Here is a 15517-nt window from a genome sequence, read left to right on the forward strand (position 1 = left end):
GCCTGCATCTTGCTACGCGGCGCAATGCAATTTGATTTTCCGTCTGCACCGGTCGTCTCTAGAAGGCAGCCGGCGCCATCAGGATCAGGGACAAGGCATATATGTGCGGCATAGTTGCAATCGTGGGTAAAACGCCGGTGGCTCCGCTGATCGTGGATGCGCTGAAGCGTCTTGAATATCGCGGCTACGATTCGGCAGGTGTTGCCACGATCGAGCGCGGTGCGCTGGCGCGCCGCCGTGCCGAGGGCAAGCTCGTCAATCTGGAAAACCGCCTGAAGAATGAGCCGCTGGACGGAACCATCGGCATCGGCCACACCCGCTGGGCAACGCATGGCGTTCCCAACGAGACCAATGCCCATCCCCATTTTTCCGGCGACGTCGCGGTGGTCCACAACGGCATCATCGAGAATTTCGCTGAACTGCGCGATGAACTTGCCGCAGATGGCTACGAGTTCACCTCGCAGACCGACACGGAAGTGGTGGCGCATCTGGTCGCGCGCGAGCTGAAGCGCGGTGCCGAGCCCGTCGAGGCTGCCCATGCTGCCGTCAAGCGGCTACAGGGTGCCTTTGCACTGGCCATCATGTTCAGGAACGATGAGGATCTGGTGGTCGGCGCCCGCAACGGCCCGCCGCTGGCCGTCGGCCATGGCGATGGTGAGATGTTCCTTGGGTCCGACGCCATCGCACTGGCCCCGTTCACCAATTCCATCACCTATCTGGAGGATGGCGACTGGGCGGTGGTGCGTCATGGCGGCGTGTCCATCTTCGACATCGACGGCCAGCCGGTTGAGCGCCGCCGCCAGCAGTCGATGGGCGCTGCCTATCTGGTGGACAAGGGCAATCACCGCCATTTCATGGAAAAGGAAATCCATGAGCAGCCGGAAGTGATCTCGCACACGCTGGCGCATTATCTCGATTTCGCCAACGGCACCGCCAGGGATCTCGATCTGCCGTTCGACTTCAACGCCATCGACAGGCTTGCCATCTCGGCCTGCGGCACGGCCTATCTTGCCGGTCTCGTCGGTAAATACTGGTTCGAGCGCTATGCGCGGCTGCCGGTGGATATCGATATCGCCTCGGAGTTCCGCTACCGCGAAATGCCGCTGTCGGCGCGCGATGCGGCGCTCTTCATTTCCCAGTCAGGCGAAACCGCCGATACGCTGGCCTCGCTGCGCTACTGCCGCAAGGCCGGCATGAGCATCGGCGCCGTTGTCAACGTGCGGGAATCGACCATCGCACGCGAATCGGACGTGGTGCTGCCGACGCTGGCCGGCCCGGAGATCGGTGTCGCCTCCACCAAGGCCTTCACCTGCCAGCTTTCGGTGCTGGCCTCACTGGCCGTCCGCGCCGCTGCTGATCGCGGCAAGGTCTCGGCCGAGGAGGAAAAGGCGCTGGTGCGCGCGCTTTCGGAAACGCCGCGCTATACCAATCAGGTTCTCCAGAAGGTCGAGCACCAGATCGAGAAGCTGGCGCGCGAACTGTCCCACTACAAGCATGTGCTCTATCTCGGCCGCGACACCAATTTCCCGCTGGCCATGGAAGGAGCGCTGAAGCTCAAGGAAATCTCCTACATCCATGCCGAGGGCTACGCGGCCGGCGAACTGAAGCACGGCCCCATCGCCCTCATCGACGAAAAGATGCCGGTGGTGGTGATCGCGCCGCATGACCGCATCTTCGAAAAGACGGTCTCCAACATGCAGGAGGTCGCCGCGCGGGGCGGCAAGATCATCCTCATCACCGACGCAAAAGGCGCGGCCAACGCCACCGTGGAAACGATGGAGACCATCGTGCTGCCGGATGTGCCGGAGATCATCTCGCCGATCGTGTATGCTGTGCCGATCCAGTTGCTGGCCTATTACACGGCCGTGTTCATGGGCACCGACGTCGACCAGCCGCGCAACCTCGCCAAGTCGGTGACGGTGGAATAGGATTCTGCATCGGCTGGCCGGCAAGTTCGGTGTTCCAAAGCAGCTTTCACTCGCTTAATGTTGCGGCGCAACGAAGCGGGTGAGCATGTCGGACATTATAAGAACATCGGCAATGACACGGCTCAGGAACTATTTCCTGACCGGATTCATCGTCTGCGCCCCGCTGGCGATCACCGCCTATCTGACATGGTCGTTCGTGGGCTGGGTCGATTCATGGGTAAAGCCCTATATTCCGACCCGCTACAGCCCCGACACCTATCTGCCCTTCGCGGTGCCCGGTTTCGGGCTCATCGTGGCGCTGGTGCTCATCACGCTGATCGGCTTTCTTGCCGCCAACATCGTCGGCCGTGCTATCGTCAATTTCGGCGAGCGGCTGCTTGGCCGTATGCCGCTGGTGCGCGGCATCTATCGCTCGCTGAAGCAGATTTTCGAAACGGTGCTGTCCAATCACGGCGACATGTTCAAGCATGTCGGCATGGTCGAATATCCGCGCAAGGACGTGTGGTCGCTGGTGTTCCTGTCCGGTGAGAAGGAAACCGAGATCAACGAGAAGCTCGATGTCGAGGGCGATCCGCTGATCGGGGTTTTCATGCCCTGCACGCCCAACCCGACCACCGGCTTCCTGATGTATGTGCGCAAGTCCGAGATCGTCATGCTGGACATGACCATAGAGGAGGGCGCGCGCCTGATCGTTTCGGCCGGTCTCGTCGCGCCAAAGGTGAAGCGCAAGCGCGGCCCCGAGGCGGAAGCCGTCACAATCGCCAATCCGAAGCTGGAAGAGGTTCAGCCGGCGCGCAGCAAGCGCACCGCCTCGTCCTTGCCGAACACATAAAGCAGAAGCCTGAGAGCTTCGCCGCGCGGGGTCTGCAATTCGGGATCTGTGGCGAGGATCAGCCGAGCATCGTCGCGCGCGGCTTCGAGCAGGTCGGCATGGGTGTCGATCCGCGCGATCCGGAATCCGGGCGTGCCCGACTGGCGGGTGCCGAGCAATTCGCCTTCGCCGCGCAGTTTCAGGTCTTCCTCGGCAATGAGGAAGCCATCCTCGGTCTCGCGCATCACCGAAAGCCGGCGCTTGGCCGTTTCCCCCAGCGGGTCCTTGTAGAGCAGCACGCAGGAAGAAGGCTTCGAGCCGCGCCCCACGCGCCCGCGCAACTGGTGAAGCTGGGCAAGGCCGAAGCGCTCGGCATGCTCGATGACGATGATGGTGGCATCCGGCACGTCGACGCCGACTTCGATCACCGTGGTGGCGATCAGAACCCGCGTTTCGCCATCCTTGAAGGCGCGCATCGCCTCGTCCTTTTCCGCGCCCTTCATGCGGCCGTGGACCAGACCGACACGGTCGCCGAAGACGGGCTGAAGGGAAGCGAAGCGGTCTTCCGCCGACATCAGCTTCACCTCTTCCGATTCCTCGACCAACGGGCAGATCCAGTAGACTTTCTGGCCCTCCGCGACCGCATCGCGGATGCGCCCGACCAGCTCCGAAAGCCGCTCCAGCGGGAGGGTCACGGTGCGGATCGGCTGGCGGCCTGCCGGTTTCTCGGTGAGACGCGAGACGTCCATGTCGCCGAAGGCGGTCAGCACCAGCGTGCGCGGAATGGGCGTCGCCGTCATCACCAGCATGTCGGGCGCATCGCCCTTGGCCGTCATCGCCAGCCGCTGATGCACGCCGAAACGGTGCTGCTCATCGACCACGGCCAGCACGAGGTTGTTGAAGCTCACGCTCTCCTGAAACAGCGCATGGGTGCCGATGACCATGTTGATGCCGCCATCGGCCAGTCCTTCAAGCACCTCCCTGCGCTCGCGGCCCTTTTCGCGGCCGGTCAGCACGGCGACCTTCAGCCCGACGCGTTCTGCCAGCGGCGCGATGGTGGCGAAATGCTGGCGCGCGAGGATTTCCGTCGGCGCCATCAGCGCCGCCTGTCCGCCGGCCTCGACGGCGCGCGCCATGGCCAGCAGCGCGACGACAGTCTTGCCGGAGCCCACGTCGCCCTGAAGCAGGCGCAGCATGCGCTCGGGCTCGGCCAGATCGGCATGGATTTCGGCAAGTGCGGCTTCCTGCGCGCCGGTAAGCGCATAGGGCAGGGCGGCCCGCAATGCCTGCACCAACCGCCCGTCGCCGGTGAGGGGGCGGCCCGAGAGCTTACGGACCCGCGCCCGCACAAGTGCGAGAGAAACTTGCCCGGCCAGAAACTCGTCATAGGCGAGCCTGCGCCAAGCGGCGCTGTCGGGGGCGGCGTCTATGGGCGAGTCCGGGTTGTGGATACGCTCCAGCGCTGCGTCGAAGCCGGGGAAGGACTGGCGGCGCAGGAACGCGGCGTCCTGCCATTCCGGCATTGCCGGCACGCGCTCCAGCGCCTGCCCGATGGCACGGCGCAGCACCTTGCCCGACAGACCGGCGGTGAGTGGATAGACCGGCTCGACCAGCGGCAGGCCGGCAGCATCCTCCGCCAGCGCGATGTGATCGGGATGCACCATGGAGGGGCGGCCGTTGAACCACTCCATGCGCCCGGAAACGATCACCTGCGCGCCTTCCGGCAGCTGCTTTTCCAGATAAGCGGCATGGGCGTGGAAGAAGGTCAGGGTGATGTCACTGGTGTCGTCATGCGCGAACACCCGGTAGGGAACCGAACGGTTGCCGCGTGGCGGCGGCTGGTGTCCGTCGACGGTGAGATCAAGCGTGACGATAGCGCCGGGAGCCGCATTGGCGATGCCCGGCCGGCTGCGCCGGTCAATCACCGAGTTCGGCAACACAAACAGCAGATCGGCGGCGCGTGCTTCACGGTCGCCGGGATCGACCGGCAGCACGCGTTCGATCAGCGCCGCCACCTTGGGGCCGACGCCAGCCAGCGACGTGATGGGCGCAAACAGTGGATCGAGCAGGGAAGGGCGCATGGCCAAGGTCTATCCGCAGTCCGGATTAAGGCAACCCAAAAAAGCGATTAAGATAATGATTTCATTTGAACTATTCCTTGTATGTTTTGTACAGTCTGGTTTCTTCTAAGCAGTCATGCTGTCATGTCAGTACGGCACATCAGCATGTGGGTCGAAACCTTGTTTGTTTGGTATGAGTTTGCGATATGAGCCCCCGGATAGGAATTGTTCGGGGGCTTATCGCAGGTCCCTGTAGGGAGTGAGCTGCCATGACCGGAACGACGAGAACAAGCGAAGGACTGGATACCCGCCGTCGCAAGCTGCTGTTTCGCTCCTGGCATCGCGGCATGCGCGAGATGGATCTGATCCTCGGCAGCTTCGCCGATGAGGAAATCGAACGAATGAGCGAAGACGAACTCGACCAGTTCGAGCGGCTGCTGGAAATCAACGATACCGAGCTGCTGCCATGGATCACCGGCCAGACGCAGATCCCGACCGGTATCGATCTGCCCTTGCTGGAGCGTGTTCTGGAATGGCGCGGCAGGGTTGCGTCCCTGACCGTCTGAACTATCTGAGTTCCGCACGCCGCAACCATTCCCCCGGACAAAGTCGCAAGCCATGAGCCTCATCCCGAAAATCGGCCTGCCAAAAGGCAGCATCGGTTCCTTCGTCATCGATGGCGTGGCCGATGGCTATGAGGCATTTGCGCTGGCGCAGGCCGCCCGTGAAATCGCGCCGGACCGTCCGCTGGTCTTCGTCGCCCGCGACGGCCAGCGTCTGCCGGCCATCGTCGAGGCGCTGGCTTTTGCCGATCCCGGCCTGCCGGTTCTGGAACTGCCGGCATGGGATTGCCTGCCGTATGACCGCGTCTCGCCGGGTTCGGATGCCGCTGCACGACGGCTGGATGCGCTTTCCGCCATGGCCGCGCTCGGCAAGAATCCGCACCGGGCCGTCATCCTCACCACCGCCAACGCCCTGTTGCAGCGCGTGCCGCCGGCCGAACTGACCGAGGCGCAGACCTTCAGCGCGAAGCCCGGAAATCAGGTCGATATGGACAAGCTGGCCAGACGGCTGGAAATGTCCGGCTTCGAGCGCGTCGCAACGGTGCGCGAAGTGGGAGAGTTTGCCGTGCGCGGCGGCATCCTCGACTTGTTCGCGCCGGGTGCGGAAGAGGCGCTGCGTCTTGATTTCTTCGGCGACACGCTGGAATCGATCCGCGCCTTCGATGTCGCCAGCCAGCGCACCACCGGCCAGCGCAACGCGCTGACCCTGCAGGCGATGAGCGAGGTTGCCCTTACACCGGAGACGATCAGCCGCTTCCGCCGCGCCTATATCGAAGCCTTCGGCGCGCCCTCGCGCGATGATGCTCTTTACGCGGCGGTGAGCGAGGGACGCCGTTTCGCCGGCATGGAGCACTGGCTGCCTTTCTTCTACGAGCAGCTCGATACCGTGTTCGACTATCTGCCGGATGCGCCGGTCGTCTTCGACCATCTGGCCCATGAGGCGCTGTCGGAGCGTCACGTCCTGATCCTCGACCACTACGAATCGCGAAAACAGCAATCCGAAGGCGCGCTGAAGGACGCGGTGCCCTACAAGCCGGTGGCGCCGCAACTGCTTTATCTGTCGCCGGACGAGGTGAAGGCGGCAACCGGCACGCGCACGGCCATCGAGTTCACGCCTTTCACCGCACCCGAGGCGGGTGACAGGAAGGTGTTCCATGCCGGTGCGAAGGCCGGCCGCAGCTTTGCCGAGGAACGCGCCGACCCCAACGCCAATGTCTTCACCGAGGCGGTGAAGCATATTGCCGACGAGCGCGCCGCCGGTCGCCGTGTCGTCATTGCAGGCTGGACGGAAGGTTCGCTCGACCGTCTGGGACAGATTCTGGCCGAGCATCACCTGGGCAATCTCAGGCGGGCCGCCACGCTGGCCGAAACCGAAAAGCTCGAAAAAGGGCAGGCGGCACTTGCCGTTCTGCAACTTGAAACCGGCTTCGAGACCGACGGCATGGTCGTCGTGGCCGAGCAGGACATTCTCGGCGACCGGCTGGTGCGCCGCTCGAAGAAACGCAAACGCGCCGCCGATTTCATTTCCGAAGCCGCATCGCTGTCGGCCGGCGACATCGTCGTTCATGCCGATCACGGCATTGGCCGTTTCATCGGCCTGAAGACCATTCAGGCCGTTGGCGCACCGCATGATTGCCTTGAAATTCACTATGCCGGCGATGACCGCCTGTTCCTGCCGGTGGAGAACATCGAGCTTCTCTCGCGCTATGGCTCGGATTCGGCCGAGGCGACGCTGGACAAGCTCGGCGGCGGCGCCTGGCAGGCCCGCAAGGCGCGGCTGAAAAAGCGCCTGCTCGACATGGCGGGCGACCTCATCCGCATCGCGGCCGAGCGCCAGATGCGCGCAGCGCCCACCATGATCCCGGCCGAGGGCATCTATGGCGAGTTTGCCGCGCGCTTCCCTTATGAGGAAACCGACGACCAGCAAAGCGCTATCGATGCGGTAACGGAAGATCTGTCGGCAGGGCGACCCATGGATCGTCTGATCTGCGGCGATGTCGGCTTCGGGAAGACCGAGGTGGCTTTGCGGGCCGCCTTCATTGCCGCCATGGAAGGGTTTCAGGTCGCGGTCGTGGTGCCGACAACCCTTCTGTCGCGCCAGCATTACAAGACCTTCTCGCAGCGCTTCGCCGGCCTTCCGGTCCGGGTTCGGCAGGCCTCGCGGCTGGTCGGCACGAAGGAGCTGGCGGAAACGAAAAAGGGGCTGGAGGACGGCACCGTCGATATCGTCGTCGGCACCCATGCACTGCTGGGCTCTTCGATAAAGTTCCGGAATCTCGGCCTGCTGATCGTCGACGAGGAACAGCATTTCGGCGTCAAGCATAAGGAGCGGCTGAAGGACCTGAAGAGCGACGTGCATGTGCTGACGCTCTCGGCCACCCCGATCCCGCGCACTCTGCAACTGGCGCTGACGGGGGTGCGCGAACTGTCGCTGATCGCCACGCCGCCGGTCGACCGCATGGCGGTGCGCACTTTTATCTCGCCCTTCGATCCGCTGGTCATCCGCGAAACCCTGCTGCGCGAGCGCTATCGCGGCGGCCAGAGTTTCTATGTTGTGCCGCGCATCAGCGACCTTTCCGAGATCGAGGAATTCCTGAAGGCGGAAGTGCCGGAACTCAAGGTGGCCGTGGCGCATGGCCAGATGCCGCCCGGACGACTCGACGACATCATGAACGCCTTCTACGAAGGCCAGTATGATGTGCTGTTGTCCACCACCATCGTGGAATCCGGTCTCGATATTCCGACCGCCAACACCATGATCGTGCACCGCGCCGATATGTTCGGTCTCGCCCAGCTCTATCAGCTTCGCGGCCGGGTCGGCCGCTCCAAGGTGCGCGCCTATGCGCTGTTCACCCTGCCGGCCAAGCGCAAGCTGACCGACACGGCGGATCGCCGCCTCAAGGTGCTGCAATCGCTGGATTCGCTGGGCGCAGGCTTCCAGCTGGCCAGCCATGACCTCGACATTCGCGGTGCCGGCAACCTTCTGGGCGAGGAGCAGTCGGGCCACATCAAGGAGGTCGGCTTCGAGCTTTACCAGCAGATGCTGGAGGAGGCCGTGGCCGAGGTGAAGGATTCGGGTAGCGTCGCGGCAGACACCGGCTGGTCGCCGCAGATTGCGGTCGGCACGGCTGTGATGATCCCCGAAAGCTATGTGCCCGACCTGCAATTGCGTCTGGCGCTTTATCGCCGCCTTGGCGATCTGGAGACGCCGGAAGAAATCGACGCCTTCGGGGCCGAACTCATCGACCGTTTCGGCGCTCTGCCCGACGAGGTGAAGCACCTGCTCAAGATCGTCTTCATCAAGGCGCTGTGCCGCAAGGCCAATGTCGAGAAGCTGGATGCGGGGCCGAAGGGCGTGGTCATCCAGTTCCGCAACAAGCAGTTCTCCAATCCGGCCGGACTGGTGCAGTTCATCGGCGAGCAGGGCATTCTGGCGAAGATCAGGCCCGACCAGAGCGTGGTCTTCATCCGTGACTGGCCGAACGCCGACAAGCGTCTGGCCGGTTCGGCTGTGCTGATGACGCAACTGGCAAAACTGGCCGCTGCCTGAGGTTGCTCTGGATCAGGTGGAAAAATTGCCCTAACTCTGCAAGCTGACGCCGGCGGCAACAGTGCCGGCCGGTTGCGGGCGGAGGCCTGATTGTTCCGAAATCTCGATTTCAGTTCCTGGCAGAGCGTTCTGTTCACCGTGGTCGGCCTGGCGCTGTTCACGCTCATCAGCATGGGCATCAGGCTCATCATGATGTTCACCATCCAGCAGCGGCGTGAACGCATGAACCGCCAGATCAACGAGCGTCTGCGCACGCTGATCGCTGCCTACAAGGTGCTGGGCGGGTCCTTTACGGGCGACCTGACGGTCGATCCGCGCCACATGCGCGACCTGCGCCGGCAGGAGCCGCTTGCCCTCGATCCGCCGGATGCTGACGATGAGGACCCGGAAGAGGTTCGGACCGTCAGCGTCGTGGTGCCGGGAGTGGAAGTCGGTTCGGACCGCAGCCGGCGCATCCGCGATGCGGTGGAGGCGGCCCTTTCCGACATCATTCTGCTCGGCACCGAAGAGCAGGTGCGGCTGGCCGAGCGGGCAGCCCGCGAACTGGTCGCCGGCCATCCCGTGCATACGCATGAGCTTGTCGTCTCGCTGCGGGATTTTATCCGCGAAGCGCTCGATATCGGACCTATACCCGCCGACCTTTCCCTGCCCATGCAGGGCCCGACCCGCCCCTCGGGCGCTGGCGGGCGCGGCAAGGGCGAAGGCGGACAAGGCCAGCGCTCCGGTGGTGGTGGAGGCGGCGGCATGGGCGGCGGAATGGGGGGTGGCGGAATGGGCGGCGGCGGGATGGGAATAGGTGGTGGCATGGGCAGCCTCGACGACACGCCCGGCTCCGGTCACCGCTCCTGAAAGTTTTGCCGCTGCTGACTGATCGTTCCCGCGATCAGCCCGCGTCGTTCAGTTCCCCGCGCGCTTTTGCGGCGGAGACCTGCCGGATGGCGTCGGCGAGTGTGTCTGCTTCCTGCGCGCCCACGATCGCATAGCGCCTCTCCAGCAGGAAGCACGGCACGCCGGTAACGCCCATCTGCGCCGCGGTGGCGATCTCCTTGCGAACTTCCTCCAGTCCGGTATCCGTCGGCAACAGCGCCTCGACCACAGACGCATCCATGCCGGCCTCGCGCGACGCTTCGACCAGAACAGCGCGGTCGCCTATATTCGCACCCTTCTCGAAATAGAGGCTGAACAGTAGCGCGACCAGCTTGCCCTGGACGGCGGTCCCGCTGGCACCGGCCCAGCGGATGAGGCGATGCGCATCCAGCGTGTTGGGCGCGACGGTGATGGCGTCGAAATCGAAGGCGATGCCTTCAGCTCGGCCAAGCGGTTCGATGCGGCCGTGAATCTCGCGGATTTTATCCTCGCTGCCGAATTTGCCCAGCATGTAGGCCTTGCGATCAAGGCCTTCGGCCGGAACCGTGGGATCAAGCTGGTAAGGCCGCCAGTTGACCTGCACTTCGACGCCTGCCGCCGCGACGGCCTTCTGCAGTCGCTTCATGCCGATGAAACACCACGGGCATACGACGTCCGAAACGACATCGATGGTCAGGGGGGCGGTGGAGGTCATGGCCTGCTCCTTTTCGCGGGCTGTCAGTTCGGTTTAACCCACCATGTCGGCAGCTGGAAACCAAACAGCGGCTCCTTGCCGGGATGAGCGAGCTTATTCCAGTAGGCGATCCATTGCTGCGGATTGTGCTGCATCGGCACCATGTAGTTGCCGGAGATCAGCAGCCGGTCGAGCACACGGACGGCGGCGACGAAGTCGTCCTTCTCGCGCGCATTCAGCATCGCGGTGATGGCGGCATCGACTGCCGGATCGGACACGCCGGCCAGATTGAACGAACCCTCGATATCTGCCGCCTCCGAGCCCCAGCGCCCGATCTGCTCGATGCCGGGCGACAGCGAATTGTTGAAGCCGCTGGAGCCGATCAGCACCTCGAAATCGAAACGCTGCTTGCGCGACTGGATCTGGTCGCCGTCGAGCGCGCGGATGGTGACAGCAATGCCGAGCTTGCCCAGCGTGCGCTGATAAAGGGCTGCCAGCCGCTCCTCATCCTGCGATGCGGTGAGGATTTCAAAGCCGAAGGGCTGGCTGTCCGGATCGAGCATGACGCCATTTTCGATCCTGAAGCCGGCGCTTTTGAGGAGGTCGAGAGCAGCCTTCAGCGCTGTGCGATCCTGTCCCGATCCGTCATTGACCGGAGGCCGCCATGTGCCATCCATGACATCGGCCGGAACCCGGTCGGGGAAGGGGGCAAGCAATGCCTTTTCCTTCTCGCTGGCCGGATGGCCGAGGGCCGAAAGTTCCGAGCCCTGCCAGTAGCTCATGGTGCGGGCCAGCTTGCCGCCGAACATGTTCTTGTTGGCCCACTCGAAATCATAGAGCATGCCGAGCGCGCGCCGCACGGTCGGGTCTGCGAACTTGTAAAGCCGCGTGTTGAACAGGAAGCCGGTCACCACCGGCGGAATGCCGAGATTGAAAGCCTCGACGGTAATCCTGCCATCCTTTGCTGCGGCGAAATTGAACTCGCGCTCGACCTGCAGTGGCCCCATTCCCGTATAGAGCGGCCCGGCATAGGCGGTGCAGATGCCCTTCTTGAAGGCTTCGAACTGGGCCGTGGCGTTGAGGAAATATTCGATGGTGATCTTGTCGAAATTGTCGAAGCCGCGTTTGGTCGGAATATCGCGGCCCCAGTAATTGTCGTTGCGGCGGAACACGATGCGCTGGCCCGGCACCACCTGCTCGATGACATAGGGCCCTGAGCCGACCACCGGTTTCAGCGTGCCACGATCGAAACTCTCCTTGTCGAAGAAGTGTTTCGGCACGATCGGCGTGGCGGCGATGATCAGCGGGAATTCGCGGTCGGCATGCTCGTTGAAGGTAAAACGCACGCTGCGCTCGCCGGTCTTTTCCAGTTTTTCCACGCGTTTCATGCGGTCGGAATAGGGCGGGCGGCCCTTGTCGGTGAACACGTCGTAGGTGAACAGCACGTCCTCAGGTGTGACAGGTTCTCCGTCTGACCATTTCGCCTGCGGGTTGATGTGGAACTCGATCCATTTGCGGTCCTCGTCCATCTCCACGCTTTCGGCCAGCAGGCCGTACAGGCTGAAGGCCTCGTCCATGTTACGCTGCATCAGCGATTCGAAGACGAAATTGCCGAAGATGGTGTCGATGACGCCGCGCGCCGTGGTACGCAGGCTTTTCAGGATGAACGGATTGAGATTGTCGAAAGTGCCGACCACGCAATAGGTAACCTCGCCACCTTTCGGCGCATCGGGATTGGCATAGCCGAAATGCGTGAAGTCGCGGGGCAGGGCCGGTTCGCCCTGCATGGAAATGGCGTGGCGCGGCTCTGCCCCCATATGCTGGGCCCCTGCATTCTGGGGCGCTATCGACAGCAGCGAAAGGGCGGCGGTCAGCCAGAAAGCGGTGCGGCTCATGACGGGTCTCTGTGCAAGGCTTGATGATTCGGTGGCCAAGTTACCACGCGATGCGCAAATACGGTGGTCACAGTCAAGAAATGCACCGCACAGGCTGGATTCGGCGAAGCTGGCGGTGTAACACGCGGCCGAGCCATCCTGTTGCCGCATTTGCGCAACAGGTAGCGTTGCGGTGCGGCGTGGGCCAGCGCCGCGGGCACAAAGTCGAGAGGAAGCGCACCTAATGTCCAGCCTGAAATCCAAAGCATACCGTCTGTCGGTCATGGCCGCTGGCGTGGCCGGGTTCCTCGCAGCCGGGTTGCCGCAGGCTTCGGCACAGCAGATTCCGCAGGGCTGGTTCAAGGCCTGTTCCAAGCAGGAAGATGTCGATATCTGCAACGTGCAGAACATCGTGACCGCCGGCAATGGACAGCTTGTCACCGGCGTCAGCATGATCGACCTGCGCGGCAAGGTAAACCGCAAGGTATTCCAGGTCACCGTGCCGAGCGGCCGTCTCGTGCCTCCGGGCATCGCCCTCCAGGTCGATGGCGGCAAGGCGCAGAAGCTCGATTACGTGATCTGTTTCCCGGACCGCTGCGTGGCCGAGGTTCCGATGACCGATCAGCTCGTCGCCTCGTTCAAGAAGGGTTCGCAGATCCAGCTGACCTCGGTCAACTTCCAGAATCAGCCGAACCCGATCCAGATTTCGCTGGAAGGCTTCACCGGCGCCTTCGACGGCCCGGCGCTTCAGCAGTCGGATATTGAAGAACGCCAGAAGAAGCTTCAGGAGTTCGTGAGCAAGAACAACGAGGACTTCGCCAAGAAGCTCAAGGAAGAGCAGGAAAAGGCGAAGGCCGGCGGTAACTGATCGCGGTTCTCTCCGAAATTCAAAAAGGCCCCGCTCGTCGGGGCCTTTTTCATATCCCCATAAGCCGGCTTCGTTCACGCGGGCGTCATGGCGTCCGCATAGATCACACCCGACACGTTTGGCCTCTACACGTTCGGCGGAGTGATTCTGTTGCGAATGTTCTGGAAAAGCCTGCTGCTCGCCTGCACCTGCCTGTTTTCTGCTAATGCAAGTGCGGTGGCAGGAAACCGGGTCGACCAGATCCTTCAGCGCTTCGAGCAGGCCAATCTCTGGCGCGATCATGTGATGATCGTGGCACACCGGGCAGGGGGGCTGCGCTCAGCCAAGGCGCTTTACCCGGAAAATTCGCTGGCGGCGCTGGAAGCGTCGATCGCCGATGGCGCCGAAATGGTGGAGGTCGATGTCCGACGCTCGGCCGACGGCATTTTCATCGTCATGCATGACAGCTGGCTCGACCGCACCACGACCTGCAAGGGCGAGGTCGCCCCGCGCACGCTGGCGGAGTTGCGGCAATGCCGCCTCGTGGTCGAGGGATCCGGAGCCGCAACAGCGGAACATGTGTCCACCCTGGCCGAGTTTCTGCTCGCCGCAAAGGGACGCATTCTGGTCAATATCGACAACAAGCTCGACAGGCAGGCATTTCCGGAAATGGTCGCCATTGCACGCGGGCTCGGCATGGCGCACCAGATCGTCATCAAGGAAAACCTGTGGAACGAACAGCGACTTGCCGGGGCGCAGGATATGGTTCGTGAACTGGGCGGCGATGTGCATTTCATGCCCATCATCGCCGATGATGCCGTGCACGAACCGGCTTTTGCCGAGACGGTTCATTCAGGCCTGCCATCGAATGCGATGGAACTGATCAACTGGCGCAATGGCGCGGATATGCTGACGCTCGCCGGCGGTCCCCTGTTCTCGAACCGGATGCGTGCGGCGGCGGTTCGTGGCAACTGGCATATCTGGGCGAACACCTATGCCATCGTCAACAAGCCGGGCGGTTTCCTGTCCGGGGGACGCGGCGATGAGCTGGCCACGCTGGCCGGCATGCCGGCGGAAAGCTGGGGGTTCTGGGCCGAGCGCGGCGCCACCATCATCCAGACCGACGAGCCCGGCCTCGCCATAGAATGGCTGGCCGCGAACGGCTATCGCATTCCCTACGATGGCGAAAGCGACGGCCCTGAGGAAACCGAGCGCACGGCGCGGATCAACTGAGTTTCGCTACAGTATCCGGCCTGAGCACGGGATCCAGCCTGAGATCGCCGCAAGCAAAAAGGCCGCCCGAAGGCGGCCTTTTCGATATCTGAAACCGGAAGCGGATCAGCGCTTCGAGAACTGGAAGGAGCGGCGAGCCTTGGCGCGGCCGTACTTCTTGCGTTCCACCACGCGGCTGTCGCGGGTGAGGAAACCACCCTTTTTCAGCACGCCGCGCAGCGTCGGCTCGTAATAGGTGAGAGCCTTGGAAATGCCGTGGCGCACGGCGCCGGCCTGACCCGACAGACCACCACCGGCGACGGTGGCGACGATGTCGTACTGGTCAACGCGCCCTGCGGCGACGAGCGGCTGGTTCAGAATCATCTGGAGAACCGGACGAGCGAAGTACTTGTCGTACTCCTTGCCGTTGATGGTGATCTTGCCGGAGCCGGGCTTGACCCAGACGCGGGCGATGGCGTCCTTGCGCTTGCCGGTGGCATAGGCGCGGCCCGACTTGTCGAGCTTCTGGACATGGACCGGCGCGGCCGGCTGCGAAGCCTGGGCGACGGAGCCGAGTTCTGCGAGCGAGGAAAGCTGCTCAGCCATTACGAGGCCCTCTTGTTCTTGGCGTTCAGCGCGCCGACGTCGAGCGTTTCGGGCTGCTGGGCGGTGTGAGGATGATCGGTGCCTGCATAGACGCGCAGGTTCTTCATCTGGCGGCGGCCGAGCGGGCCGCGCGGAATCATGCGCTCAACGGCCTTCTCGAGAACGCGCTCCGGGAAGCGGCCTTCGATGATCTGGCGCGCGGTGCGCTCCTTGATGCCGCCGGGATGGCCGGTGTGCCAGTAGTACTTCTTGTCGGTGTACTTCTTGCCCGTGAGCACCACCTTGTCGGCGTTGATGATGATGACATTGTCACCGTCGTCGACATGGGGGGTGAAGGTGGGCTTGTGCTTGCCGCGCAGACGGTTGGCGACGAGAGAGGCGAGACGGCCGACGACGAGACCTTCGGCGTCGATCAGCACCCACTTCTTCACCACGTCCGCAGGCTTCTGCGAAAAGGTTGTCATGGTTTTGTTTCCGTTTGAGACCCTGCCTGCCTTGCGGCTGACACGGCGTTTCTTGTTGCTTG

The 15517-nt window shown here is 63.2% G+C and carries 12 protein-coding genes; 7 read left to right on the plus strand and 5 right to left on the minus strand.

Annotated features, from left to right (window positions below):
* Nucleotides 1–101: 101 nt before the first annotated feature.
* Together glmS and MIC97_RS00520 are read left to right on the plus strand one after the other, a co-directional pair.
* A complete protein-coding gene (glmS, locus tag MIC97_RS00515; protein WP_239798425.1) occupies nt 102–1928 on the plus strand; it encodes a glutamine--fructose-6-phosphate transaminase (isomerizing) in 1827 nt (608 codons plus the stop codon).
* An 85-nt stretch (nt 1929–2013) separates the two neighbouring features.
* Nucleotides 2014–2760: a DUF502 domain-containing protein gene (locus tag MIC97_RS00520; protein ID WP_239798426.1), complete on the plus strand. Its 747-nt coding sequence runs from the start codon at nt 2014–2016 to the stop codon at nt 2758–2760.
* Here MIC97_RS00520 and recG read toward each other — a convergent pair.
* Nucleotides 2712–4820, minus strand: a complete 2109-nt coding sequence (gene recG, locus MIC97_RS00525; protein WP_239800987.1) for an ATP-dependent DNA helicase RecG — start codon at nt 4818–4820, stop codon at nt 2712–2714. The two genes, MIC97_RS00520 and recG, sit on opposite strands and share 49 nt — an antisense overlap.
* Nucleotides 4821–5068: 248 nt before the next feature.
* Here recG and MIC97_RS00530 point away from each other — a divergent pair, with 248 nt between their 5' ends.
* From MIC97_RS00530 to MIC97_RS00540, 3 genes are all read left to right on the plus strand, one after another.
* Nucleotides 5069–5365, plus strand: coding sequence for a succinate dehydrogenase assembly factor 2 (locus tag MIC97_RS00530; RefSeq protein WP_239798427.1), 297 nt, complete (start codon nt 5069–5071; stop codon nt 5363–5365).
* A 52-nt stretch (nt 5366–5417) separates the two neighbouring features.
* On the plus strand, nt 5418–8912 hold the full coding sequence (mfd, locus tag MIC97_RS00535; RefSeq protein ID WP_239798428.1) for a transcription-repair coupling factor: 3495 nt from the start codon (nt 5418–5420) through the stop codon (nt 8910–8912).
* Between the two features lie 90 nt (nt 8913–9002).
* Entirely contained in the window at nt 9003–9761 is a 759-nt protein-coding gene (locus MIC97_RS00540; protein WP_239798429.1) for a hypothetical protein, read from the plus strand.
* 34 nt (nt 9762–9795) lie between these two features.
* On the opposite strand, the gene MIC97_RS00545 is transcribed toward MIC97_RS00540, so the two are convergent.
* Together MIC97_RS00545 and MIC97_RS00550 are read right to left on the minus strand one after the other, a co-directional pair.
* Entirely contained in the window at nt 9796–10473 is a 678-nt protein-coding gene (locus MIC97_RS00545; RefSeq protein ID WP_239798430.1) for a DsbA family oxidoreductase, read from the minus strand.
* 23 nt (nt 10474–10496) lie between these two features.
* Nucleotides 10497–12347, minus strand: a complete 1851-nt coding sequence (locus MIC97_RS00550; protein ID WP_239798431.1) for an extracellular solute-binding protein — start codon at nt 12345–12347, stop codon at nt 10497–10499.
* A 223-nt stretch (nt 12348–12570) separates the two neighbouring features.
* Between MIC97_RS00550 and MIC97_RS00555 the strand changes: the two genes are divergently transcribed.
* Both MIC97_RS00555 and MIC97_RS00560 read left to right on the plus strand, forming a co-directional pair.
* On the plus strand, nt 12571–13194 hold the full coding sequence (locus tag MIC97_RS00555) for an invasion associated locus B family protein (RefSeq protein WP_239798432.1): 624 nt from the start codon (nt 12571–12573) through the stop codon (nt 13192–13194).
* A gap of 150 nt (nt 13195–13344) precedes the next feature.
* Nucleotides 13345–14406: a glycerophosphodiester phosphodiesterase family protein gene (locus tag MIC97_RS00560; protein WP_239798433.1), complete on the plus strand. Its 1062-nt coding sequence runs from the start codon at nt 13345–13347 to the stop codon at nt 14404–14406.
* 105 nt (nt 14407–14511) lie between these two features.
* On the opposite strand, the gene rpsI is transcribed toward MIC97_RS00560, so the two are convergent.
* Nucleotides 14512–14991: a 30S ribosomal protein S9 gene (gene rpsI, locus MIC97_RS00565; protein WP_183829010.1), complete on the minus strand. Its 480-nt coding sequence runs from the start codon at nt 14989–14991 to the stop codon at nt 14512–14514.
* The gene (rplM, locus tag MIC97_RS00570) at nt 14991–15455 is read right to left on the minus strand and encodes a 50S ribosomal protein L13 (RefSeq protein WP_183829013.1); all 465 of its coding nucleotides are present in this window, start codon (nt 15453–15455) and stop codon (nt 14991–14993) included. The genes rpsI and rplM overlap by 1 nt, the downstream gene beginning before the upstream one ends.
* Between the last annotated feature and the right edge of the window lie 62 nt (nt 15456–15517).

This window comes from Aquamicrobium sp. NLF2-7, from assembly GCF_022359935.1.
Classification (GTDB): Bacteria; Pseudomonadota; Alphaproteobacteria; order Rhizobiales; family Rhizobiaceae; genus Mesorhizobium; species Mesorhizobium lusatiense.

Excerpts from the sequence above, each read along its gene's own strand:
- glmS (WP_239798425.1), top strand. The coding sequence starts at position 102 with ATGTGCGGCATAGTTGCAATCGTGGGTAAAACGCCGGTGGCTCCGCTG.
- MIC97_RS00520 (WP_239798426.1), top strand. The coding sequence starts at position 2,014 with ATGTCGGACATTATAAGAACATCGGCAATGACACGGCTCAGGAACTAT.
- recG (WP_239800987.1), bottom strand. The coding sequence starts at position 4,820 with ATGCGCCCTTCCCTGCTCGATCCACTGTTTGCGCCCATCACGTCGCTG.
- MIC97_RS00530 (WP_239798427.1), top strand. The coding sequence starts at position 5,069 with ATGACCGGAACGACGAGAACAAGCGAAGGACTGGATACCCGCCGTCGC.
- mfd (WP_239798428.1), top strand. The coding sequence starts at position 5,418 with ATGAGCCTCATCCCGAAAATCGGCCTGCCAAAAGGCAGCATCGGTTCC.
- MIC97_RS00545 (WP_239798430.1), bottom strand. The coding sequence starts at position 10,473 with ATGACCTCCACCGCCCCCCTGACCATCGATGTCGTTTCGGACGTCGTA.
- MIC97_RS00550 (WP_239798431.1), bottom strand. The coding sequence starts at position 12,347 with ATGAGCCGCACCGCTTTCTGGCTGACCGCCGCCCTTTCGCTGCTGTCG.
- MIC97_RS00555 (WP_239798432.1), top strand. The coding sequence starts at position 12,571 with ATGTCCAGCCTGAAATCCAAAGCATACCGTCTGTCGGTCATGGCCGCT.
- rpsI (WP_183829010.1), bottom strand. The coding sequence starts at position 14,991 with ATGGCTGAGCAGCTTTCCTCGCTCGCAGAACTCGGCTCCGTCGCCCAG.
- rplM (WP_183829013.1), bottom strand. The coding sequence starts at position 15,455 with ATGACAACCTTTTCGCAGAAGCCTGCGGACGTGGTGAAGAAGTGGGTG.